The sequence below is a fragment of the Sporolactobacillus shoreicorticis genome (assembly GCF_024125445.1).
Lineage (GTDB): Bacteria > Bacillota > Bacilli > Bacillales > Sporolactobacillaceae > Sporolactobacillus > Sporolactobacillus shoreicorticis.
The window spans coordinates 38,962-61,986 of record NZ_JAMXWM010000011.1 but is presented as its reverse complement, the minus strand read 5'-3'; the positions used below and the strand labels follow the sequence as shown (position 1 = coordinate 61,986).

The 23,025-nt window shown below is 40.9% G+C and carries 23 protein-coding genes and 1 pseudogene; 5 read left to right on the top strand and 19 right to left on the bottom strand.

The features are described from left to right. Positions 1 to 13 precede the first annotated feature (13 nt). From NIE88_RS10735 to ccpC, 4 genes are all read right to left on the bottom strand, one after another. Positions 14 to 562 carry a peroxiredoxin gene (locus tag NIE88_RS10735; RefSeq protein ID WP_253062010.1) on the bottom strand — a complete coding sequence of 183 codons (549 nt, stop codon included), beginning with the start codon at positions 560 to 562 and terminating at the stop codon, positions 14 to 16. A gap of 338 nt (positions 563 to 900) precedes the next feature. After that, a complete protein-coding gene (locus NIE88_RS10730; RefSeq protein WP_253062008.1) occupies positions 901 to 2,010 on the bottom strand; it encodes an N-acetyldiaminopimelate deacetylase in 1,110 nt (369 codons plus the stop codon). Positions 2,011 to 2,052: 42 nt separating this feature from the next. Further along, complete coding sequence (dapD, locus tag NIE88_RS10725) at positions 2,053 to 2,763, bottom strand: 2,3,4,5-tetrahydropyridine-2,6-dicarboxylate N-acetyltransferase (RefSeq protein ID WP_253062006.1); 711 nt, start codon at positions 2,761 to 2,763, stop codon at positions 2,053 to 2,055. A 45-nt stretch (positions 2,764 to 2,808) separates the two neighbouring features. Continuing rightward, on the bottom strand, positions 2,809 to 3,678 hold the full coding sequence (ccpC, locus tag NIE88_RS10720; RefSeq protein ID WP_253062004.1) for a transcriptional regulator CcpC: 870 nt from the start codon (positions 3,676 to 3,678) through the stop codon (positions 2,809 to 2,811). 150 nt (positions 3,679 to 3,828) lie between these two features. On the opposite strand from ccpC, the gene NIE88_RS10715 reads away from it, so the two are divergent. Continuing rightward, entirely contained in the window at positions 3,829 to 4,038 is a 210-nt protein-coding gene (locus tag NIE88_RS10715) for an aspartyl-phosphate phosphatase Spo0E family protein (RefSeq protein ID WP_253062002.1), read from the top strand. A 225-nt stretch (positions 4,039 to 4,263) separates the two neighbouring features. Here the strand turns inward: NIE88_RS10715 and NIE88_RS10710 are convergent, their stop codons facing one another. After that, positions 4,264 to 5,271, bottom strand: a complete 1,008-nt coding sequence (locus tag NIE88_RS10710; protein ID WP_253062000.1) for an inorganic phosphate transporter — start codon at positions 5,269 to 5,271, stop codon at positions 4,264 to 4,266. 133 nt (positions 5,272 to 5,404) lie between these two features. Continuing rightward, entirely contained in the window at positions 5,405 to 6,025 is a 621-nt protein-coding gene (locus NIE88_RS10705; RefSeq protein WP_253062119.1) for a DUF47 domain-containing protein, read from the bottom strand. Between the two features lie 461 nt (positions 6,026 to 6,486). Between NIE88_RS10705 and NIE88_RS10700 the strand changes: the two genes are divergently transcribed. After that, complete coding sequence (locus tag NIE88_RS10700) at positions 6,487 to 6,903, top strand: hypothetical protein (protein ID WP_253061998.1); 417 nt, start codon at positions 6,487 to 6,489, stop codon at positions 6,901 to 6,903. Between the two features lie 64 nt (positions 6,904 to 6,967). On the opposite strand, the gene yfkAB is transcribed toward NIE88_RS10700, so the two are convergent. From yfkAB to NIE88_RS10640, 12 genes and pseudogenes are all read right to left on the bottom strand, one after another. Beyond that, positions 6,968 to 8,098, bottom strand: a complete 1,131-nt coding sequence (gene yfkAB / locus NIE88_RS10695) for a radical SAM/CxCxxxxC motif protein YfkAB (protein ID WP_253061996.1) — start codon at positions 8,096 to 8,098, stop codon at positions 6,968 to 6,970. A gap of 114 nt (positions 8,099 to 8,212) precedes the next feature. Continuing rightward, positions 8,213 to 8,479 carry a hypothetical protein gene (locus NIE88_RS10690; RefSeq protein WP_253061994.1) on the bottom strand — a complete coding sequence of 89 codons (267 nt, stop codon included), beginning with the start codon at positions 8,477 to 8,479 and terminating at the stop codon, positions 8,213 to 8,215. A 226-nt stretch (positions 8,480 to 8,705) separates the two neighbouring features. After that, positions 8,706 to 8,771, bottom strand: a pseudogene (locus NIE88_RS10685) (YjcZ family sporulation protein); the annotation flags it as partial. Positions 8,772 to 8,963: 192 nt separating this feature from the next. Then, a complete protein-coding gene (locus tag NIE88_RS10680; RefSeq protein WP_253061992.1) occupies positions 8,964 to 10,928 on the bottom strand; it encodes an ABC transporter permease in 1,965 nt (654 codons plus the stop codon). Then, positions 10,915 to 11,682 carry an ABC transporter ATP-binding protein gene (locus NIE88_RS10675; protein WP_309247033.1) on the bottom strand — a complete coding sequence of 256 codons (768 nt, stop codon included), beginning with the start codon at positions 11,680 to 11,682 and terminating at the stop codon, positions 10,915 to 10,917. The genes NIE88_RS10680 and NIE88_RS10675 overlap by 14 nt, the downstream gene beginning before the upstream one ends. A 104-nt stretch (positions 11,683 to 11,786) precedes the next feature. Beyond that, positions 11,787 to 12,830: a sensor histidine kinase gene (locus NIE88_RS10670; protein WP_253061988.1), complete on the bottom strand. Its 1,044-nt coding sequence runs from the start codon at positions 12,828 to 12,830 to the stop codon at positions 11,787 to 11,789. Continuing rightward, positions 12,827 to 13,501 carry a response regulator transcription factor gene (locus NIE88_RS10665; RefSeq protein ID WP_253061986.1) on the bottom strand — a complete coding sequence of 225 codons (675 nt, stop codon included), beginning with the start codon at positions 13,499 to 13,501 and terminating at the stop codon, positions 12,827 to 12,829. Before NIE88_RS10665 ends, NIE88_RS10670 begins: the two co-directional genes overlap by 4 nt. Before the next feature lie 17 nt (positions 13,502 to 13,518). Beyond that, positions 13,519 to 14,121, bottom strand: coding sequence for a response regulator transcription factor (locus tag NIE88_RS10660; protein ID WP_253061984.1), 603 nt, complete (start codon positions 14,119 to 14,121; stop codon positions 13,519 to 13,521). Then, positions 14,118 to 15,242 carry a sensor histidine kinase gene (locus tag NIE88_RS10655; protein ID WP_253061982.1) on the bottom strand — a complete coding sequence of 375 codons (1,125 nt, stop codon included), beginning with the start codon at positions 15,240 to 15,242 and terminating at the stop codon, positions 14,118 to 14,120. The genes NIE88_RS10660 and NIE88_RS10655 overlap by 4 nt, the downstream gene beginning before the upstream one ends. Before the next feature lie 98 nt (positions 15,243 to 15,340). Next, a complete protein-coding gene (locus NIE88_RS10650; protein ID WP_253061980.1) occupies positions 15,341 to 16,078 on the bottom strand; it encodes an ATP-binding cassette domain-containing protein in 738 nt (245 codons plus the stop codon). A gap of 12 nt (positions 16,079 to 16,090) precedes the next feature. Next, positions 16,091 to 16,813 carry a hypothetical protein gene (locus tag NIE88_RS10645; protein ID WP_253061978.1) on the bottom strand — a complete coding sequence of 241 codons (723 nt, stop codon included), beginning with the start codon at positions 16,811 to 16,813 and terminating at the stop codon, positions 16,091 to 16,093. Between the two features lie 191 nt (positions 16,814 to 17,004). Then, the gene (locus NIE88_RS10640; RefSeq protein WP_253061976.1) at positions 17,005 to 18,270 is read right to left on the bottom strand and encodes a coiled-coil domain-containing protein; all 1,266 of its coding nucleotides are present in this window, start codon (positions 18,268 to 18,270) and stop codon (positions 17,005 to 17,007) included. Positions 18,271 to 18,596: 326 nt separating this feature from the next. Here NIE88_RS10640 and NIE88_RS10635 point away from each other — a divergent pair, with 326 nt between their 5' ends. The 3 genes from NIE88_RS10635 to NIE88_RS10625 all read left to right on the top strand — a co-directional run bounded on the left by NIE88_RS10635 (position 18,597) and on the right by NIE88_RS10625 (position 22,635). Beyond that, a complete protein-coding gene (locus NIE88_RS10635) occupies positions 18,597 to 19,103 on the top strand; it encodes a hypothetical protein (protein ID WP_253061974.1) in 507 nt (168 codons plus the stop codon). A 391-nt stretch (positions 19,104 to 19,494) separates the two neighbouring features. Further along, a complete protein-coding gene (gene ltaS / locus NIE88_RS10630) occupies positions 19,495 to 21,453 on the top strand; it encodes a lipoteichoic acid synthase (RefSeq protein WP_253062118.1) in 1,959 nt (652 codons plus the stop codon). A gap of 459 nt (positions 21,454 to 21,912) precedes the next feature. Beyond that, the gene (locus tag NIE88_RS10625) at positions 21,913 to 22,635 is read left to right on the top strand and encodes a metallophosphoesterase family protein (RefSeq protein WP_290446422.1); all 723 of its coding nucleotides are present in this window, start codon (positions 21,913 to 21,915) and stop codon (positions 22,633 to 22,635) included. 90 nt (positions 22,636 to 22,725) lie between these two features. Here the strand turns inward: NIE88_RS10625 and NIE88_RS10620 are convergent, their stop codons facing one another. Next, positions 22,726 to 22,959: a YtxH domain-containing protein gene (locus NIE88_RS10620; RefSeq protein ID WP_253061972.1), complete on the bottom strand. Its 234-nt coding sequence runs from the start codon at positions 22,957 to 22,959 to the stop codon at positions 22,726 to 22,728. Positions 22,960 to 23,025: the final 66 nt, after the last annotated feature.

Genomic DNA, 23,025 nt, shown 5'->3' with positions numbered 1-23,025 from the left:
ATTTTTAATTCAATTACACATGCAGAGTTTCATCGCCAGGATGCCAGTTGGCCGGGCAGAGACCACCGGACTGAAGTGCTTGAAGCACACGCAGTGTTTCATCAACGTCGCGGCCGATGTTGTTGTCGTTAACAACCGAGTAACGAAGATCGCCTTCAGGACTGATAATGAATAATCCACGAAGTGCAACGCCTTCTTCTGGAATGAGTACGCCGTATTTTTCAGCAACTTCATGTGTATGATCTGCAGCTAAACTGAAGTTGATTTTACCAATGCCGCCTTCTCTTCTTGACGTCTTCATCCATGCTTGGTGTGTATAAATTGTATCGCAAGAACATCCGATTATGTCTGCTCCGAGTGCCTTGAATTCATCATAGCGATCACTGAAAGCAGTAATTTCAGTCGGACATACAAATGTGAAATCCATTGGATAAAAGAAGAAGATTGTCCATTTACCGGCTTTAATGTTCTCTTCCAAATTTGCTTTGCCGAAAGAGCCGTCCGCATCCACACTGTCAAGATTAAACAAAGGAGCCTTTGCACTTACAAGACGTTCTACCATATTTTAATCATTCCTCCTGAAAAATATCTTCTTTCCTCATGCAATATGAGGCTACCTATTATTATAATATGGGCATTATTTTAAGTCAATGTTAATTAATAATTAATTTAAATTGGTGTTGATCACTGTCATATCAGTATATATATCTATGAATGCTGAAAAAATATATTATCATTTAAAATAAATATTATCAAATAATATGATTTTCTCTAACTCTGATTGATCCATACAAAATAAATAATAACACGTTGCACGTTGTTCTCCCATTAATACGCTTACGGTCAAAAAAAGCGGAACGAAAAATAGATTCGTTCCGGAAATGTATTTATTCTTTTTATTTAAACGCCATCTCTTATATATGTACTGACTACCTTCACACCTTGAGCCAATGCCAATTCATCAGGTTTGAAATCAGCAGAATGCAAGCTTGACGTCTTGCCGACACCAAGCCAAAACATAAATCCCGGCAGTTCTTTCAAGAAATAACCGAAATCCTCTCCGGTCATTGCGTCGTCGCAAATCACATATGGAAATTCATTTCTCGCACAAAAACTGATGAATGGATCTACATAAGCATTGCGATTGAACACCTGATAATAATTTGCACCGTAGTCAATGATGCCCTTGCATTGATAAGCAATTTCAATTGCCTTTACATGACGTTCAATATCCTCTTTTATCAGCACCATAGTGTCTTGGCTTAATGTTCGAATTGTGCCTTCGACGCGGGCATACTCCGCAATAATATTCTGCTTGAAGCCCCCTGTTATTTTCCCAATGGTGAGCACTGCCGGATGAAGCGGATTAACTCTGCGGGCAACAATTGTTTGCAAGCCGACGATAAAATGACTCGCTGCAACAATCGTATCGTGGGTCAGATGAGGATTAGCCGCATGCCCGCCTTTCCCGTGGAAATCGATAAACAATTCGGATGTATTGGCAAACAGTATACCTTCTTTTGTAGCAACTGTGCCCGCCGGGAAATCCGGTGAAACATGCAATCCGAAAATCAAGTCCGGTTTCCACGCTTTAAATTTCTCACTCGCCATCATTGGCAGCGCACCGCCGGGTCCTTCTTCAGCCGGCTGGAAAACAAACAAGACATCCTCTTTAACCGGATGACGCACAATATTTTCCAACGCACCAAGTGCGATCGTCATATGAAAATCATGACCGCAGGCATGCATCTTCCCTGCATGCCTTGACTGAAATGCGTATCCTGTATTTTCTTTGACAGGAAGAGCATCGATATCTGTACGAAATCCGATGAGCTTTGAAGGATCAGTACCGGAAATACGGACAAGTAATCCGGTTTTCCACTTTTTTATTTGTAGTCGATCCTGCGGAAGCTTCTTAATTTGATCCAGCAGGAATCCCTGCGTTTTCACTTCTTCAAATCCAAGTTCCGGTATCTGGTGCAGTGCGCGCCTGATCGCAACATAATCCATTGTTGATCCCTTCCCACTGTGCGAGCAATCACCCGTAATTTATTATAATTGACGCAGATCCTGCATAATCTCCGTTTTAGAACGTGTTTTCTCATCTATCGTTTTCAGTACACGCGCAGGGGTTCCGACAACAACGGTATTTGCAGGAACATCTTTTGTAACAATTGATCCGGCGGCAACAACTGCTCCTTTGCCGATTCGTACCCCTTCAAGAACAACCGCATTCGCACCGACAAGCACATCATCCTCGACGACTACCGGCTGTGCTGAAGGCGGTTCGACAACGCCGGCAAGAACTGCTCCCGCCCCAATGTGGCAATTTTTTCCTACCGTCGCGCGTCCGCCAAGGACTGCGTTCATATCAATCATTGTGCCGTCACCGACTACCGCCCCAATATTTATTACGGCACCCATCATGATCACCGCCTGCTTGCCTATTTCAACTTTTTCACGAATGAGAGCTCCGGGTTCAATACGTGCTTCAATACCTTTAAGATCTAGCAACGGCACAGCCGAGTTGCGCGCATCATTTTCTACAATATAATCTTCAATCCTGTCCTTGTTTGCTGTAAGTACAGGCTCTATATCTTGCCAATCGCCAAACAGCGTACCTGCTTGTCCACTGATAAACGCGTGGACGTGCTCACCAAAGGATAAAGACGCTAAATCGCCCTTTATGTAAACTTTCACCGGTGTCTTCTTCACGCTGTTTTTCAAAAATGAAATAATTTCATAGGCATCCATCTGCTCCATTACCGTTCCTCCTAATAGTTGTTTCACTTGTTATATTATCTAATTTCATGTGAAAAGTCTATGTTTCACCAGGTTTACAAAGGCTCTCACCTGCTTTAGATTAAGCGTTTTTTCATCGTAGAGAAGCCAATTTTCTCTGACAATCGGATTGCCACGAATATCCAGCAGGGGAATGCGATTTATAAGGTCATGTGCCGTGAGACTGAGAGATGGCAATACTGAGTAGCCGATGCCGTGAGTGACCATCAGTTTGCATGTCTCAATCTGATCGACGATTATTGTGCGTACTGGGACTCTCAGGTTTTGCGAATGCCACCAATTCTGGATCACTTGATCATAGGATGAGTCACTGCGAAATTGAATGTACGGTCTCTCTTCACGATTCAATTCATCCAGCGATTTAATCTTAGAATCCACGAAATTAAGCGGATCAGAGAACAGATGCAGCTTTCCTCCGCCCCATTTTGGCATTCCACGGACAATTGCCACGTGACAATCAGCACGGTACATATGCTCCAATAATTCACTAGACCAACCTGTCGTTAAGGAAATTTTCACCAGAGGATGTTGTTCAACAAATGCCTTAAGTACATCAGGAAGCCAATACTGTCCGTTTACCGACGATACGGCAAGTTTTAATGTGCCATAAATTTCGGATTTATGAGCTTGAATCTCCGCACGTGTTTCAGCTGCACGCTCAAGCATTTCCCGCGCAAATCGCTCAACAATCTCACCTTCTGATGTTAATGCAACTCCTCGTTTCGATCGGATGAATAATCGTGCATTCCACTCACGTTCAATGGATTGCAGTCTCTGACTTAATGCAGGTTGTGAAACAAAAAGCCGGTCTGAGGCTTTTCTCATATTCCCCTCATCCGATAATACAATAATTAGTTCAAGATCCGATAATTTCAATATCCTTCCCTCCAACATTGCTTACTCAATCTATTAAATGCATCCGCTTATTATCATTATGCCACCTACATTTGGTAGACAAACGAAAGAGACATGCTATAATATATTTAATATTGTTAGATGTTCACGCTCAAGGAGGGCTTTTCGTTCATGTCTGAGTTGTCAGAGGTACTTATATCCCAGGAAATTAGCAGTATCTATTCTGAAGCTGTCGAAAAAAAACGGAAAAATTTATTGGATACTGCTAAAAAGTACGGCCTATATGCCGAACAAACATTACTTTGCAGCCAAGAACTTGATTTGATGATTGTAGAAATTCAAGAAAAATGTTCGCCATCTTCGCAAAGCGCACAGGTCTGAGATAGAGAGTACCTATGTTTCTTCTAGCCAGTCCTTCCCGGCTTCGTGCCGGTATTCATTTTTTATTTATCCTTCTTTGTAACCGCTATTAATTTATGATTAACCGATTATGATCAACATATCAATAATTGTGGTCACTTGCTCAGATGGCGCAATAGGTCCCCTCCATAAAGTATTAGATACAAAAAAGAGGCTCGCTGTCAACGAGCCGATTCGTACGAATGATTACAGAATCCAATTCAAAAGCCGGTAGATCACAGCAGCAGCAATCGCTGTGAAGGGCAATGTAATCACCCACGTAATCACAATGTTCAACGCCATTCCCCAGTTGACGCCTTTAACCCGTTCCGCAGAGCCAACACCTAGTATAGAAGAAGTAATGACATGCGTTGTGCTGACTGGAAAATGAATGAATGTAAATCCAAAAATAATCGTAGCCGATGATAGATCGGCGGCCGCTCCATTTATCGGTTGAATTTTCATAATTTTGCTGCCTACAGTATGAATAATACGCCAGCCGCCTACTGATGTTCCCATCGCCATAGCAAACCCGGCAGCAATACGTACCCACATAGGTATTTCAACTTTTGTCAAATAGTTTGAGGCTACCAAGGCCATGGTAATAATCCCCATCGTTTTCTGAGCATCATTTGTTCCATGAGCAAACGACTGAAGCGCTGCTGTAAATATCTGAAATATTCTGAAGTGTCGATTTGTTTTTATCAGTGAAAAGTTATGAAAGATGACTGTAAAGACTTTCATCACAATAAAACCAATTGTAAACGCCGCAATCGGTGAAAAAATCAACGCTTCGAAAATCTCAATAAATCCTTTGTAGTTTAAGGCACCGAATCCAAGTGCCGATATCCCCGCGCCCGCCAAGGAACCCACAATTGCGTGAGACGAACTACTGGGCACACCAAGATACCATGTAGCGAGGTTCCAAAGAACCGCACTGATCAGTGCCGCCATAACAATGATCAGCCCCGTCGTCTCATCTTTAATAGTAAAAGGGTCAATGATCCCTTTGCTGATTGTCTGGGCAACACCGGTAAATGTGATGGCCCCGAGAAAATTCATCGATCCAGCCAAAATAATGGCAACCCTTGGACGCAGGGCACGCGTGGAAACAGAAGTGGCGATCGTATTTGCCGTATCGTGAAAGCCATTAATAAAATCAAACATAAACGCCAAGAAAACAATCATCAGCGTTAGCGCAAACAAACTTTCCATGATCATATAACCCTTTCCTCGTAAAAAATGAATGCGTGGTTTCCGGAATTGCTCTGTTCTATTCATTGATCTATTGAATCAAGCGCAATTAATACGGAAAGATTTCTCCAAAAAAAGGACACAAAGGGCGAAATCAGGCGTTTCGCATCATGATCGTTTCCAAAGTGTCGGCAACATCTTCACAACTGTCGGCGACGCTTTCCAGCATCTCATATAATTCTTTATACTGAATAATTTTAATCGCATCTCTTTCATTTTTAAATAAATTGGTAATACATTTAACAAGCAGATCATCGCATTGAGTCTCATAATCATTAATTTTTATAACGCTGTTACGGATACCCGACAAATTCTTTTTACTCATTAATGTAATGGCCTGATTAATTTCCTTACAAGATTCGTATAAAATACCGACAAACTCAACCATATATTCATCTGCATGAGAAATACCGTATATTTCAAGCCGCATCGACCATTCTTCAAATCCGTCCAGAACACTGTCCATTTTCATGGCTAATTCTAGGATATCTTCACGCTGCAACGGTGTAACAAAGGTTTTGTTCAAAGCAATGATCAGTTCGTGAACATAGGAATCTCCCTTCCGTTCGTAATTCTTCATTTTCTGGGAAAACTCGTGCAAATCCGCTTCATTCTTAATTTTGCTTTCATCAAAAAATTTAGCAGCATCCTCCAGATTAATTGAAATGATCGAAAGCATATTCAAAAACTTGTCATTTTTCGACAAAAAATGCACAAAGTCCACCTCTCCATATCCTAATTATAATTATTCCTTCAACAAATCGCACACAACCAAGATTCATTACAATCAATTTCAGTGCCTCTGCGACTGAAAAAGAGCCCAAATTCCATTTTAACAGAACACACTGGATTTACAATCCGTTTTCAAATTGTTAAAAAAAGATTAACACATTTTTCGACGTGTTTCACGCACCAAATAGGTTACAGCTAAATCATGTTTTAGATCTTCCCTTTGAACATGTGATCAATACTCAGTTAAATTTCCAATCCATGGACTGAAATCCATAACAACTTCATGGTTGAATCCATTCAATTGACCGTATTTAAAAAAGGTCAGAGTGGAAATGATGGAAATTAATTACAGACCTTTCGTTCAGCACAATTGGAATGACTCTTTACACCGTTTCATTAATTTGATCTATTTACCACCTTACTGAAGCGATGATGCGCGCATTATTGGAAGAAAGCAACATAGAATTTGAGAATTTTGTCAACTCACTCATCAAGAAACACGCGAGCATGTGGGATGCGGTTCAAGATTATTTAGACGCATTAACACATGAGGCCGGTACCCCTTTTTCTATAGCTGTCTATGAATACTTTGTCACCGGATGGCGCAATGAAGAACGAAAAGAATATTTAAAGAATCGTTACTTGAAAGGGCAAACGATATTCTCTCGCCTCTTTAAAGAAGGCGTTCGTCGCGGTGAGTTTAATCCACAGCAGCCCATCGAAGCAATTACTCGTTTTTTCATTAACACAACAGATGGAATTGCACTGGAATCAGCACTGCTCGGGCACAAAACAATTGGCGCCGCTTCTCAAATCAATTCACTCAGTCTCTATCTCAGAGCGGTATTGGGTATTCAATAAAGCAAAAAGGTTCGTTGCATACGAAACATGCAAAGAACCTTTTTTATTTGTGAGCAACTGTAAATCATCGCGTGATAAGCGCCTTTCGCTGCATAAAATCAACGTCTTTATAATAAGTATTTTTCACAAGCACATTTGGCCCAAGGCATTTTACTGCCGGACAATGACAATTCAACGACTTGGCAAGAGGTGTTGTCAGCCAATGCTGGTAGGCATCCTCCAACATTGTTGATTTAATATTGCCCAACGCCGGTGCATCGGCAAAGTCAGTGACAATAATATTGCCATTGAAAATATTGACATTGAGACGAGACCGTCCATCCGGATCATTACGAACCGTTACATTTTTCTCATGATACAAACGTTCCAGTAGTAGGAGATCTTTCTCATTTTTATTGCATGGGTAAAAAGGCAGAGTTCCAAACAGCATCCAGACATTCTGATTACGGCAATCAAGCAAACGGTGAATTCCAGCTCGGATTTCATCAAGTGAGGCAATCTGGAGGCTGCTCGCAAAATCGCTTGGATACATCGGGTGTACCTCATGGCGCTGGCACCCCATTGCTACAACCTGTTCGTGAATACGTTCAAGATGCGGCAGAGTTCGTTTATTAATCATCGTTTCTGCTGAAACAATCACTCCGCGCGCGGTCAATTCTCGCGCATTCTCAATCATGCGATCAAAAAACAGCTCTTGTGCTTCTATTTTCGGCTTCTTCTCCATCACCGCAAACCCGATGTTGGAATAATCCTCAAAACCCCCATAATTAAAGGAAATATGCAGTACATCAAGATAGGGGATAATCCATTCATAACGCGCAAGATCAAGTGTCAAATTCGAATTGATCTGAGTTCTCAAGCCGCGCTCATGCGCATACTTTAAGATGGGCACCACATACTCCTTCACCGACTTAAGTGACAGCATCGGTTCACCGCCTGTAATACTTAACGCGTGAAGATCATTCGCTTCGTCAAGCCGTTTGAAAATCAAATCTAATGGAAGTGCATCCGGATCACGTTTCTGTAATGTATATCCCACCGCGCAATGCTCACATCGCATGTTGCAGAGCGTCGTCGTGGTAAACTCGACATTCGTCAGCTTTAAGTGTCCATAATGCTCCATATCAAAGTAAGCTTCCCACGGATCATTTTCAGGACTGACTGGTGCTGTTCTTATCTGTTCAATTGTCGTCATGCAACTCCTAGCCTTTCAATATGAATTTATACTCTCATACTATACCATATTGAAAAGTTATTTCACCAATTTGTCACATTTTCATTGGATCATCTTCTGTTGGGGCGGCCTTACTCACGCAGTCTGAACACCAGATAAATGCTTTGAGATATAGTCCCTTGTTTCATTGATTCCGCTGCCTTCAATAACAATCAGACATTCATGATCATGTGAAAATAAAATAAAGGAGAGAAGCTCAGACAGGCGATGAACCTTTTGCGCTTCATTTTTCCCATACACATAAATATTTTGATTCCATTGTGTACAGTAACCATAGAAGTCAATAAATTTATTCAGTTTTAGTTCTGTTGGATTAAATTTGAAAGAAACGATGTTTGGCATAGCAGCTGGCACTCCCTTTCGCTTTAATAGGATACCTTTATTGTCACACATTTCGCGTAAATTCTGAACGGGGTTTTTTTGTCGACTGAACACTAGTTTGGAAGAAGCTGTTCACAAAAAATTTATTAACAACGTTTTGTCGCTGCTCTGTTAGAAAACCGGCATAAAAAAAAGCCAGAATTTCACTTTTAAATGAACACCGGCTAATCGTTAAATCTCTCCTTATTTAATAGAAAAGACCAACGATGACAAGGAGAATAAACATGACAACGATGAGAATAAACATACTGCATCCTCCTCTATTTTTCTATATCCTATTCGGTCATGTCCACTTCTGAAACGGCCTTTGCACATTTTTCGACAAAAATTCAGATGTATTTCATTCGGATCGAGAAGTGCCTAGCAGACAAAAGAAATTAAAGACAACACCTTTATTTCGCTGGCATGTCGAAATTTGAGTTCGCCACCTTTTTCGGACATTACTTTAAGATTCCACCATTTTTGAATACGCACGCACTGTGTAGAGATAGTATATAAAATAAATGAAGGCATAGATCCCCATACAGATCACAACCGGTACGATTAAATTTGATTCAATCATTCTAGATAGAGCAAGTAAAGCAACCGAACTGTGTGCGACCCCGACGACAAACGGCAAGGCAAAAATAAATCCGATCTGTTTTGCAATCGTTCCTCTTATTTCCATGTTTGTCAAACCGATTTTTCTTAAAATAGTGTACTGCGTTTTTTCCTGTGCTGCTCCGTTCAGCTGTTTAAAATAAATAATGCTGCCGGTGGCAAATAAGAAAACGAGCCCTAAAAAGGCGCCGAGAAACATCATTAATCCATATGCAACGACAAGATCATGGTAAATACCGTAAAAGCTAAATACACCGGCGTCATAGTACCCATTCTTTCCCTTGATATTTTTTTCCAAATGAGTCATGGCATTTTTAAATTGGTCATCCGATTTTCCTAAATGCTCCTGATCAGAGACATCGATTTGCTCCAGCATCAATGGATTACTCGTCTTTGACAGTTTCTTAAACAGTGTGTCACTAACGACAACAGTGTCTGAGCACGAAAAATTCACCCTTTTGTATCCGATATAATGCACCGTTGTTCCCTTTCCCCGTTTTCCGTAGCTTTCAATGGATGCCAGCTTGCCATTGTGTCCCATGTAGCTTCTGTTAAATTCTTTCTTATAGAATTTGGCCAGCATTATCGCCTCATTTTCGTTAAGCTGTATCCGATCATTTTTTTCATAACGGGCAGCCAATTCATTATAAGAGGAATTGGAAATCACATAAAACTCAGCCGCCCCACCATCCAGCTCCAATAGCTCAACTTCTAACTGGAGTGCCGGAACGGACGCGCGAGACGTTATCTTATGCCGTTTACCTTCCGAACGCAACGTATCCCTCAGTAAACTTTCTGCGCTTTTCTGATACTCCGCAGGTATGAGATATTCATAAGTATGGGGAAAACTATTCTTTGCCCATTCGCCAACCATGTAATAGAAGCTGTAACTCGCTCCTACAGAAACTAAAGTCACCGAACTCATTATTGCAATCACGATCAATATTCGTGCGTTCGCTCTAATTCGATAAGAGAGCTGTGAAATGCCGATAATATTGGTACCTTTATAGTAAATGCGTTTACGTTTCTTCATATTATTAATAAAAAAAGCTGTCAGGAAACGAATCATCAAAATTGTGCCTATGATGACACAGAGTAAAATTAAAAAAGCTCCTTTAGAAAACCCAAGATTTTTCCAAATGACTGAATTCGGGCCCAGAAGCACAACCCAATAACCCACACCGATAAACAGCAATGACGCTGCCGCTTGGATGACCGGCACTTTAGGAATGCGTTCCTTTTTCTTCTCATCATGAAATAAGGCAACAAGCTGAATGTGATAAATTAAACGGTAGCCATAAAGCGATGCTATGGCAATAATGACGAGAAAAACGATCACGGTTTCAAGAACAGCTAGTAATGAAATCGAAAAAGGAACGGTCACAGCACTATCCAACAGCTTCATCAGAACCATGATGAAAAATTTAGAGAGCAGCATTCCGATAAAAATACCAACAACAAGTGACAGCAACCCGAGAAATAAATTTTCACAAAAGAACATCCGTGCGATTTGTTTTTTTTGCAGACCCATAAGCGTATAGAGACCGATTTCTCTCTTACGACTCCTTATAAAAAAACTGTTGGAATAACCTATGAATAAGGCAACAAAAATAAACAGAACAATCGAGGCCAGCTGAAACACGGTGCTGATTTTCACATAGTCTGAGACGGCTGCCTGTGTCTTGTCGTTGTATTGGATGGATACAAAGGTAAAGAAGATCAGAACGCTGAAGATCATTGATCCGAAATAGAGAAAATAATGAAAGAAGTTTCGCGTCATGTTTCGGCGGGCAAGCTTAAAAAAGGTCACTTGCCTCACCTCCTATGGCTGAAAGTACATCGAGAATTTTCTGAAAAAATTCTTTTCGAGACTGGCGCCCACGGTCAAGTTGAGTAAAGATTTCCCCATCTTTTAAAAACAAGATCCGATGGCAGTAGCTCGCGGAAAACGCATCATGTGTCACCATTAATAAAGTGGCCGTCTCTTCTTCATTAAGTCGTGTCAGCATTTGCAGCAGCGTCGTAGCAGATTTCGAATCAAGCGCCCCGGTGGGCTCATCAGCAAAAATCAAATCCGGTTTTACTATGATTGCACGTGCGACGGCTGTACGCTGCTGCTGACCTCCCGAAGCTTCGTAAGGATATTTGTTCAGCAGTTCGTCCAGTCCCAGAATTTCTGCTGTCTGATGCACTCTTTGCTCAATTTCATGCACATCAACCTTTGAAAGTGTCAGTGGCAGTGCAATATTTTCTTCAATGGTTAACGTATCAAGCAGATTGTAGTCCTGAAAGATGAATCCTAAATGATTCCGCCTGAACATTGTCAATTCTTTCTCGTTCATTGCGCCAATATTCTGTCCATTCATTTCAACCGTTCCTCCTGATGGCTGATCAATCGTCGACATGATATTCAGCAGCGTCGTTTTGCCGGATCCGGAGGGTCCCATGACGCCGACGAACTCACCTCGATCAATAGACAGATCAATCGCTCGAATCGCCGTATACATTTGTCCTTTCCGTCCATAAACTTTCTGCAGTCCCTTCGCATTCAGCAGCATGATTATAAACCCCTTTACCGTTTGTCTGTTACTCTCTTACAGTGTAAGTAACAGTGTACCGGAGTTCCCTCGATTTAGCTTACAGTTCAAGCGGAAACCTTACACTTTTGTCACCATGACGCACCGCGTCCAATCTCGGTATAGTCAACATGATCCGGAAATTCAAGTGTAACCGTTGTCCCAGTGCCTGGGACAGAGGCTAGCGACAATTGGTGACCCAGCTTCTTCATCAGCGTGTCGGATAGATAAAGCCCTATACCCGTTGCGTGCTTCGTTTGCCTGCCAAGTGATCCCGTAAAACCTTTTTCAAAAACACGCCGAATATCTTCGGGAGCAATGCCGCATCCGTTATCCTTGATGATCAGCACGCTGCTTCTCGTTCTTCGTTCTCCTGTAATTTTCAAGGATCCCTGTACATTCATATACTTCAATGCGTTGGAGAAAATCTGATCAATGATAAACAGCAGCCATTTTTTATCCGTAAGCACCTGAATCCGCAAATTGTTCATCTCAACTTTTATTCTCTTTGCGATGAACAGCTTGGCGTTTTTCTTGAGCAGCTGACTAATGATCGGCTTTAACTCGTACTCGCTGATGAAATAATCATTCGAAAATCTTTCTGTTCGTGAATAATAGAGAGCACGCTCCACATCACGACTAATCTCATCAAGTTCATCCTCAAACTTGTCGATGAGCTGGTCCTTTGTTTTTTCCGAGCTCGCAGCGAGTAGCATTTTTCCTGCGGCAATCGGCGTTTTCACTTCATGAACCCAGGCAAGGATAAAATCCTTATTCTCTTCAATTTCCGCATGCAATTGATTTATATAATGGTGATGATCCTGATCAATCTTGTGTAACAAATGATGAATCAGCTGCTGTTCTTGTGTTTGCGCGCTTGGAAGAGACAACAACCGATTGTTCGCTGAACATTCGACCGCATCAATGAGTGCCGAAAGATATCGTGATCGCCGACAATAACCGATGAGTAGAAAAAGGATAAAGAAAAAGAAAAGCACAGCATGCAGATAAAATAAATCGCCTGGTTTCATACTCAATGATGGAACGACGATCAGAAAAACTGTGAGGAAAACGGAGGACGTTATATAATAAATAAGCCATGTTCTTTGATCCCATAAATAGCTGATTATTTTCATTGCAGCTGATATCCCTGCCCTTTTTTTGTTTTGATCCAGTCTTTCATTCCAAGCATGTCAAGCTTCCTCCGTAATCGCACCATATTTACAGTCAGTGTGTTGTCATCGACAAAGCTTTCATTTTCCCATAAATCGCGCATGATCTGATCTCGAGAGACAATCGATTCTGCATGTTTCATAAGTGTGTGCATCATTCTGAATTCATTTTTCGTCAACTCAATTGACCGATCGTGATACATAAGTGTATTAGCTGTGAGCTGCAGGAGCGCGCCATGAAACTCTAAAACATGAGGAACGCGTGTTCTGTACGAATAAGTTCTTCGCAGCAGCGCGTTAATTTTTGCTGTTAATACATCCAGATCAATTGGTTTGGTAATGAAATCATCGCCGCCCATATTCATCGCCATGATTTTGTCCATGGCCGTATCACGTGAAGAAATAAAAATAATCGGTACCTTCGATAAGGCACGAATTCGTTGACACCAATAAAAACCGTCGTATATCGGCAAATTAATGTCCAATAAAATTAATTCCGGTTGATAAACAGCGAAACGCTCACTTATTTGTTCAAAATCAAGGACTGACTCTGATTCAAATTTCCATTTACCCAACGCTTCCGCAATCATCTCACGCATGGTCGGATCATCTTCAATGATCATGATTTTGAACATATTTTCACACCTTTCATTTAGATCCATCCGTTCTCTTCCGCTTTTCTGGCGGCTTCCTGCCTCGAATGCGCATCCATCTTCTGAATGGCGGTAGATAAATAATTACGAACCGTTCCATGTGATAAATGAAGTCTGCTGGCGATCTGGCGTGTTTCGAAACCTGAAAATGCTTGGCGCAGAACCTCTTCTTCCCGTTTTGTTAAGGGATTTGTTTTGGAAAAGTAGAGAGCTGAAGCCAATTCAGGGCTGATAAAATGGCCGCCATTGTGAATCAGACGAAGATGCGCGATAAGCTCGTTAATTGGCTCATCCTTTAAGATGTATCCGGCTATCCCGGCCTTCATTGCACGCTCAAGATAGCCAGGACGTGCAAAAGTCGTCACGATCACCGTTTTACATGGCATGTCCGCATCCTGAAGCTGCTCGGCAACTTCGAGTCCGCTCATCCCCGGCATTTCGATATCCGCGATGATCAGATCCGGGTTCCGCTGTTGAACGAGTTCTAATGCTTCTTGACCATTTCCTGTCTGACCGACAATCTCGACATCTTCCTCCATTTCAAGCAGCTGAGCAAGCGCGCCACGAAGCATTCCCTGATCCTCGGCAATCAACACTTTCATTTTTCTTTACCCACCTTTTTTTCATTTAACGGCAGAGAAAAACAAAGCCGTGTTCCTTTATCCTTTGTCTGTAAGTCCAACGTAACCGTACCTCCAATTAAACGCATCCGCTCCCGCATCGTATGCAGGCCGTTTCCTTTTGAATCCTTGCCGCAAATGCCGATCCCGTCATCGTTAATCTCAAGAAATAATTTATGGTCATCAGTCACCGCACGAATGGCACACTTCCGGGCGTTACTATGCCTGACCACGTTGGTGATTCCTTCGAGGAAAGCAAGACTCAGCATCGTTTCATCGTCAATCCGGAGCTGCGGCCACGTCTCAGGTTTATGAATGGTCACTGAAATCCCTTTCGTTTCAAGAAAATGCTTGGTTTCGTTCAGTTCCTCTGCTAAAGAATGGTGACGAGTGGACGCAACCAGCTCCCGCGTCTGATTCAAAGCCGATCGACTGATCTGTTCGATTTCTCCAATCTCCGACTTGGCACGGTTCGTATCCTTCTCAATAAGCCGCAACGCAAGTTCGCTTTTAAGGATAATCATTGTCAACGTATGTCCCAAGGTATCATGAAGATCACGTGCAAATCGACCACGCTCTTGTTCCTTAACAAGGGCGACAATCTGTTCATTTGCCTGAGCAAGCTGATCATGTAGATTTCTTGTCCGATTGTGGCTAAAGATAGCGATCGGAATGGCAATTTCTATTAGAAGAAAGAAAAACTGATCATGAGAAACAAAGGCTAATAAGTTCCCATCAAGAATTTGCGCCACAAACAGAAAAGCTGCGGCAAGTCCCACAATCCCAATTACCAAATCTCTTACACGTTCAATATAACCGAAAAGAAATACAAAACCAATTAAAAAAAAGAGCATGGTTTCGGAGTTCAAAGTGACTGATAGGGCGGCAAGTATGGTAATCGCTAATAAAAAATGAATTAGCAGCACCGTATACTCCAGCCAGTACATTTGGCGAAAGATATAGATAAGGCCGATTCCCGCAATCAATCCAATGACCTGTTCTAGTCGATGATCCGCATAGCTAACAATAATAAAGAATTGAGGAAAGATAATTAATAACCAGAGGTAAGGATACGGGCCCGTTGCTTTTGGAAACAGCTTCAAGTTTCACGCCCTCCCTTCTCTGAGTGATTTTTCTCTAGCATACACAGAAACAGTATTCTCGTAAATAGGATATAGCAACCGCGAGAGAATCCTAACATTTAAATTAAATTACTTGATGAATTTTCCCACAACGCAACAATGCGTTTGCAAAATGGACCTTTTTCTTTTTTGCACGCTTGTAACCAATGCTGCCCATCCTCGTTGACAACGATCTTTCCCTCGTCCAGTACAAGTACCCGGTAATCCTTGAAGCCGTTTAAATCTTGAATCTTATGGGTGGCGTATACGACTGTCTTTCCTTTTTTCTCCTGCAGTCGACGAATAAACCGCGCAATTTGCATTCCGGAATAAGGATCAACACCGGCAGTCGGCTCATCAAAAAGATATAAGGATTTATCGAGCATACAGTAGAGCATAATAGTCAGCCAGCGCCGCTCACCCGGTGACATTTTACCGTATTGCTGATCCCATAAATAAGTAATTTTTTCCCATTCACGATGATCATTGAACAGTTCGCTACACATTTCCGGTGATAAGTCTCGACTTTTATATTGACCGCTCGCGCATAAAATTAATTCAGCAAGATGCTTTCCTTTAATCGTACTTAAAATAGGAACTCCTTGAATCTGATAAAGTATTTCATTTTTGGGGATCGGATTCAGAATAACCGCGTCAACTCTGAGCAAACCTGACAATACATCAAGGAGCGTTGATTTACCCCCGCCATTACGTCCCAATAGAATGTGTATTTTTCCCTGCACGAGATTAAATGATAGATTATCAAAAACCAAACGGTCACCCTTTTTATACTTAAAGTTCAAATGTTCTATTTTCACGCGTATTTCACCTCAATTTCTGAAAATCGGCAAGAACCGCATTTTTTTCACAGCAAAGGCACCGATAAGCAAGTAAAATAACGTCACGGTGATCGGAAGCCACAGCCGGACCGCATGGAACACTGTTACCCCAAACAAAAACCTTGCAATCTGAAATGTATAATCAATCGGATTAACGAATATGAGCAAATGATTGATTTGACTGACCGACAGGAAAATGAAGCAAAAAATCAAGACATTAATTAACGGAGTTATTGTTTCCTGCCGCAACGGCAATGCCGCAAAGAAAAGAAAAAGAGAAAATATGGGCGGACTACAAAGAATAATCAGCAGAATAGATTGAATAAATAGTCTTATTATCGGAAGCCCAAATAAAAGACAACTAAGAATGTCGAGGATGAGTACTGAAATCGAAAGTAAAAGAAACTGAGAAATGAATTTAGCGCAAAGAATTGAACGGACCGATCCCGAGATGAACAGAAACATTTTCAAAAATTGCTCTTCTCTCAAAATAACTAAAGACGGGCCGCTGTTCATGATGGCATAAAGAACAACCATATAGCTGATCCAGTAACCGATATGAGTTTGGACAATCTGTTGATTCGACATATGGAAGATGTAGCCGCGCATTGTATAAATGATTGATCCGACAGGCACACCGAGGGTAAAGATAAAATTAATTTTGTAATACATCAGAACACGCAAAAAATGCTTGATCATCGCGAAACTGTTCATCATTCAACCCTCTTTATTATTGAAATGATACCGCTATACCAAGAATAGCGAATCATCCCCGAAGCGCACAGTCCCAACGATCATCATTTTTTTATGACAGATATCATAATGTCATGTATTATCGATTTTATGAAAAACAAAAAACACAGACCGCTAAGCCTGTGTTTTAAAATTTTTCAATTGGGAATGAATTAGTTAAGAATTCTGCGAACGACACCGCGGAAATGAGATTTCCAATATGGGTTGTTCATGCTCACGATGGCAACACCGGTACTGCTTTGAGAACCTATGAAACGACCGCCGCCAAGATAAATACCAACGTGACCATTCGTTTTATATGTATCAAAGAAAACAAGATCACCGGGACGTGCAGAACCAAAGCTTACTGCACTGCCCTGACTGACCAGCGCACCGGTTGAACGGCCTACGCCGATACCATTTGCGGCAAACGCTGCGTGAACAAATCCAGAGCAGTCAAACTGACCGGCTGCGGGGTTGGAAGCTCCAAACACGTAAGTTGATCTGCCAATAAAACGATTGCCGTATCCAAGAATACCAGAAATTCCACCCGTTGAAACCGATGCCGACAAACCGACAGGCTGAGACTGTGCAGAGTCATTTGACGAACTGCTGCTGTTATTCGACGATTGATCATTTGCAGAAGAATTGTTCGAACTGCCTGAATTACTCGAGTTGCTTGAATCAGCAGAATCATTGGATTCACCGGATGGAGTATAGGACACCGGCTTGATTGATGCACGTTTCAGTTCTTCTGCTGCATTCGTCAAAGAAGCGAGCTGATCAGATACGCTTTCTTGCTTACGATCCAATGCCTTAGAAGCAATTTTTTTCTTTTCCTGCAGAGCGACAACTTCAGTCAAAGTTTTCTTCAATTTTTCCAAGCGCGCGACATTAGCAGCCTGCTTTCTCTCAACACTTGCCTTCTTCGTCTTCACAGCAGCCTGATCATTTTTCTGATCAGTAATAATTTTTTGATCCTGATTCGTAATTGTTGTCAGTGCAAACGTACGATCAATGAAATCCCCAAAATTTTTGGAACCAAGTAAGACATTCAAGTAGTTGACAGATCCACCGTTCTTATAAATTGAAACCAAACGATCCTTCAATAACGCCTTACGTTTTTCAATCCGTTTATTGATTTCCGTTATTTCTGCCTTCAAAGCACCGATCTGATCATTGTTCTGATTAATTTCAGCCTGTCCGTCACTGATTTCACCTGTCAGTTTCAATTGCTTCTTATTCATTTCTGTCAATTCATTTTGAATCGCCTGCTGCTGCTTGTTCAGCTGATCTTTCAATGATTTCTGAGCGGATGTTTTACTATTAATTTCACTTAATGATGGTGATGCATATGTAACTGATGGAGCAATCGAAGTATATGTCAGTCCGAACGTCAGTGCCAGTGTCACGGTTGCCTTTTTCTTATTCATTTTCATGATCGGCCTAGTTCCTCCCCAAAACAATCATTCTCTTTTTTTTACCATACATTTTTATATGATCCTATTATTTTCTCTTTATCGACTTTTTTATTATAGCACCGTACCTTTTCCAACTGATATTAAACTTATATGTCGTAATGAAATATAATTGTAACATTAGCTCGGTTTTTCCCGAATTAAATCATTTATCCTTTGTAATGAAATTGTCATTTAAATAAATTTTTCAGAAAAGCAACTATAGCATCAGCAAAATGAGTGGAATAGGACAATTTAAACACGACATACATTAACTGAGTAGAACAAAATGTGCAGAGGTGAACGCCATGTTCCTTATTTTTGGTTCTGTTTTACTGACAGCAGTCCTGTTCAACCAGCTTAGAGAAAAGCCCTTAACCGGACGACTTTATCGGCAGCCATTAGCCTTATTATTTTGTGCCGTCTGTGCATTATCCACAATGCAGACGTTACCGCTTATTGATTGGATCATGCTCGGCACAACACTTTCACTTTCATTTGGTCTCGGATTGATTCAAGGACGGTTCACCCCACTGCTAAATCATGATGGTGCCTGGTATCTTGCCGGATCCGTCATGTCGGTATTCGTCTGGTCGCTGTCCATACCGGTTCGCTTTGCGCTCAAATTCCTATCCATTCACTACTTATCTTTGACGCCTTCATTAAATGGCTCTTCCAGCTTCATCATTTACTTCATATTTATTTCCGGATTTTTATTTGGCCGCTATACAATGTTAATGGTTCGCTATCCTTCATTGCTGAAAAATGTTGGGAAAAATGAGCAGAAATTAAAACGTCTCCGCAGCGCACGATAAACTTTAAATGTTAAGGCAGTAATTACAGTAACATACCTCAATCTGATGTTCTCGGGTTGATTTTTTTAATCTGTGGATTAGACAAGATTCCACTTCTTTCCTATATATTGTATAAAATTTGCTGAAGGACAAGTTATCACTTCAATTACTAAACATAAGATTAAGTGCACGCAATTCTTGACTTTTAACTAAAAAGATATAGAATTATTGAAGGTTTTACGTGTCTTTTTTTTTTACACATTTTTAACATAGATCATATTAATCCGTATGATATTATTTGGGATTATAACAATTTTATATTCAGATTTGAACCTTACCTTATTTAAATCAATTTTGCCTGATTTCAGGAGGTTGAACAAACGTGAAGCGATTACTTACTGTCGGGCAGCGTATGCTGACAAAAAAATATGCGTTTTTCTTGCTCACAGTCATTTTATTCTGGCTGAAAACTTACTTTGTCTACTTAACTCAATTTAATCTCGGTGTTAATGATAAGATGCAGCAATTCCTGCTCTTTCTCAATCCGGTAAGCTCGGCACTCCTATTTTTTGGTATTGCTGTTATCTTTAAAGGACGTCTGCAGCAATGGCTGCTTATCATTATTAATTTCGTCCTATCGTTCTGGTTGTACGCAAATATTGTCTACTATCGTTTCTTTAGTGATTTCATCACATTTTCAACGATGACTCAATCAACAGGCAATGCCGGTGATTTAGGGGGAAGCGTTGCTTCGCTGATGAATGGGTATGATGTTTTCTTTTTCATTGATACTTTAATTGTTTTTAGTCTTGTTCTCTTTAAAATCGCACGTCCATCTGCTGAACGCTGGAGTGTTCGCACAATTTTTACTGTATTTGTGTCAGCAGTCATGATTTTCATTGTAAACCTAAGCCTTGCGGAAACGGATCGACCTGAGCTGCTCAGCCGAACATTCGACCGCAACTATATTGTCAAATATTTGGGCGCCTATAACTTTGCGATCTATGACACCATTCAGAATGCCCGCTCAAATGCTCAGAGAGCAATGGCAGACAGCAGTGATATTAATGATATTCAAAACTTTACCAAGTCAAATTTTGCCGCTCCAAACCCGAACTACTATGCGAAAGCCAAGGGAATGAATGTTATTTATGTGTCCCTGGAATCCTTGCAAAGCTTTGCCATTAACTATAAAATGCCGAACGGTCAAGAAGTTACGCCTTTTCTAAACAAGCTGACAACCGGTGCTGATGACACTACGTATTTCAAGAATTTTTATCATCAGACTGGTTCAGGCAAGACGTCTGACGCTGAATTCATGATGGAGAATTCGCTCTTTCCTCTTTCACAGGGGCCAGTTTTCCAGATGAAAGGGTTTAATACGTATCAAGCCGCACCGGCAATGATGAATCAGCGCGGTTATGAGACTGCGGTGTTCCATGGTAATGTCAAATCATTTTGGAATCGCGATCAAATGTATAAAACACTTGGTTATGAACGTTTCTTTGATTCTAAGTATTATGATATGAGCGCTGAAAACACAAAGAATTACGGCATGAAAGATAAGCCTTTTATTAAAGAAACTCTCCCTTATCTTTCGAATTTGAAGCAGCCATTTTACAGCAAGTTAATCCTTCTGTCCAACCATTTCCCATTCGGGATGGACAAAGAAGACACAACTTTTCAGCCCGGAGATTTCGGTGACAGTGTTGTTGACAACTATTTTCAGTCTGCCAATTACATGGATCAAGCTGTTGAACAATTATTTACCGACTTAAAAAAAGCCGGTCTGTTTGATAACACAGTAATTATTATGTATGGAGATCATTATGGCCTTTCAGAAAATCATAACGATGCCATGGCGAAAGTGCTTGGCAAGGATGAAATCACACCTTTTGACAATGCCCAGCTGCAGAAAGTACCTCTTTTCATTCATATTCCAAAAATTGCAGGTGGCACTGTTTCGACCTATGGCGGAGAAGTAGATGTAAGACCGACGCTCATGAGTCTTCTTGGCATTAATACCAAGAATTACATTCAATTTGGTACAGACCTTTTTTCAAAACAGCATCGTCAGATTATTCCCTTCCGTAACGGTGATGTTATAACGAACAAGTACTCAATCGTCGGCGGAAATGTCTATGAAAACAGTGACGGCAAACAAGTTGAAGCGTCACTTGGCAAACCATACGAAGATATCGCTAAGAAGATGCTTGATTACTCGGATAAAGTCATTTACGGCGATCTGTTGCGCTTTTATCAGCCTAAAGGATTTATCGCACCTGATGTTTCAAAAATCAATTACAACACAGATCAGAAGATTCCGCCTGATTCGAATTATGGTATTTCTTCCGACGAAACGAAAAAATAACGAAAAACCCTTTGTTAATGTAAATCCTAAAAGTTAGACTTAGTATTAATCTAGTTGCTCGGTGGTTGAAATCCGATAGTCAATCGGACTTTGATTGCCGAGTTTTTCTTTATTTTTCAGCGATGTTAAGCCATAGTGTTAATTAATGGATCATTTGCTGCCTGTTTGATGAATTTTTAGAAGTGAAAGCAAGATTCACTCCGTTTCATCAAACAGACGATCCTTTTGACAAGCCAAAAAGTGCGAAAAGCCTAAGCCTGTCACCACTGAGGCAATAAAGGTGACGAAAAACATAATCTTTTAGCGCAACTTATTTCTTAAAAGTATTGAATGATCGATAAAATGAGTTTGTATTTCTTTTTATTGGTAGCCTGATCTAGTTCTCTGTAGTCGTCTATCGATACTTGCATAATCATTTGTAAGTTGTCTATGATAGTTATAGAAAGAGAGGTTATTGGTTTGCAGACTGTCAAACGCTTGCTTGTAATCAGCGATATGCATGGACAAATCAATGCGTTCAATGCGTTACTTGATAAAATTAACTATCAATCAGAGGAGGATTTGCTCTTCTTATTAGGCGACTATGTTGATCGCGGACAAAATCCAAAAGAGGTAATTAAAAAAGCACGTGCCCTTGAAAAAACAGGCGCAATAACTTTGAAAGGCAATCATGAAGACATGATGGAAAAAGCACTGATCGGACAAAACACAGAAGCTGTTTCTCATTGGGCTGCAAACGGCGGTGCACAAACCTTATCAAGTTATGGCTTATCCATCAAGAATGTCTACAAGGACGTTCAAAATGGAACGCTGTCTTTGCCTGATGAGCTTCAGGACGATTTGGAATGGATTCAGCGCTTAAATGTTTATGCAGAAACAGAACATTACTTTTTTGTTCACGCAGGAGTCGATCCTGAAAAAGAGTTGAAGGATACTGATGAAGCAACCTTTTTATGGATTCGCACACCGTTCTTTGAAGGTTATCAGGGAGATAAGACCGTTATTTTCGGACATACCCCAACTATGAATCTTCATGAAACAAGTGATGTTTTTTTTGGAAAGAACAATATAATTGGCATTGATGGCGGTTGTGTTTTCGGTGGCCAGTTAAACTGTTTAGAACTTCCTTCCAAAACAACATACTGTGTAAAAGAAAAGTCAAACAACAGATTTACGCGCTGACAAAGATCCTCCAGCTAAAATGTTTAAAAAGAGCTTTTCATGCGGATTTATATCCTTTGCATGAAAAGCTCTTTTATCAGTGATTCCGACTCAGCTGAATGGCTCATCATCTTTATGAAGCAGGCTCGTTGCCACTTGTTTTACTTTCTCAACACCGCTGTCCACAAATTCCTTTACAGAAAGATCTCTGCGCATCTCAACCCCGGATTTTGGAGCAAACAGCAACGCAATGGAGGCGCCAATGGCACCGCCAATAATTCCACCAAGCACTAACTCTTTAACGCTGGTACCGCTGCATGAACACTTCTCATTTTCTGAAGACATTAGTATAGCCCTCCCTAACTGCATAAGCTGAATTGGCAGCTGTATACCTACAACTGTAAAGCATGT

Excerpts from the sequence above, each read along its gene's own strand:
- NIE88_RS10735 (WP_253062010.1), bottom strand. The coding sequence starts at position 562 with ATGGTAGAACGTCTTGTAAGTGCAAAGGCTCCTTTGTTTAATCTTGAC.
- NIE88_RS10730 (WP_253062008.1), bottom strand. The coding sequence starts at position 2,010 with ATGGATTATGTTGCGATCAGGCGCGCACTGCACCAGATACCGGAACTT.
- dapD (WP_253062006.1), bottom strand. The coding sequence starts at position 2,763 with ATGGAGCAGATGGATGCCTATGAAATTATTTCATTTTTGAAAAACAGC.
- NIE88_RS10715 (WP_253062002.1), top strand. The coding sequence starts at position 3,829 with ATGTCTGAGTTGTCAGAGGTACTTATATCCCAGGAAATTAGCAGTATC.
- NIE88_RS10710 (WP_253062000.1), bottom strand. The coding sequence starts at position 5,271 with ATGGAAAGTTTGTTTGCGCTAACGCTGATGATTGTTTTCTTGGCGTTT.
- yfkAB (WP_253061996.1), bottom strand. The coding sequence starts at position 8,098 with ATGACGACAATTGAACAGATAAGAACAGCACCAGTCAGTCCTGAAAAT.
- NIE88_RS10690 (WP_253061994.1), bottom strand. The coding sequence starts at position 8,479 with ATGCCAAACATCGTTTCTTTCAAATTTAATCCAACAGAACTAAAACTG.
- NIE88_RS10670 (WP_253061988.1), bottom strand. The coding sequence starts at position 12,830 with ATGAAAATAATCAGCTATTTATGGGATCAAAGAACATGGCTTATTTAT.
- NIE88_RS10665 (WP_253061986.1), bottom strand. The coding sequence starts at position 13,501 with ATGTTCAAAATCATGATCATTGAAGATGATCCGACCATGCGTGAGATG.
- NIE88_RS10660 (WP_253061984.1), bottom strand. The coding sequence starts at position 14,121 with ATGAAAGTGTTGATTGCCGAGGATCAGGGAATGCTTCGTGGCGCGCTT.
- NIE88_RS10645 (WP_253061978.1), bottom strand. The coding sequence starts at position 16,813 with ATGAACAGTTTCGCGATGATCAAGCATTTTTTGCGTGTTCTGATGTAT.
- NIE88_RS10640 (WP_253061976.1), bottom strand. The coding sequence starts at position 18,270 with ATGAAAATGAATAAGAAAAAGGCAACCGTGACACTGGCACTGACGTTC.
- NIE88_RS10635 (WP_253061974.1), top strand. The coding sequence starts at position 18,597 with ATGTTCCTTATTTTTGGTTCTGTTTTACTGACAGCAGTCCTGTTCAAC.
- ltaS (WP_253062118.1), top strand. The coding sequence starts at position 19,495 with ATGCTGACAAAAAAATATGCGTTTTTCTTGCTCACAGTCATTTTATTC.
- NIE88_RS10620 (WP_253061972.1), bottom strand. The coding sequence starts at position 22,959 with ATGTCTTCAGAAAATGAGAAGTGTTCATGCAGCGGTACCAGCGTTAAA.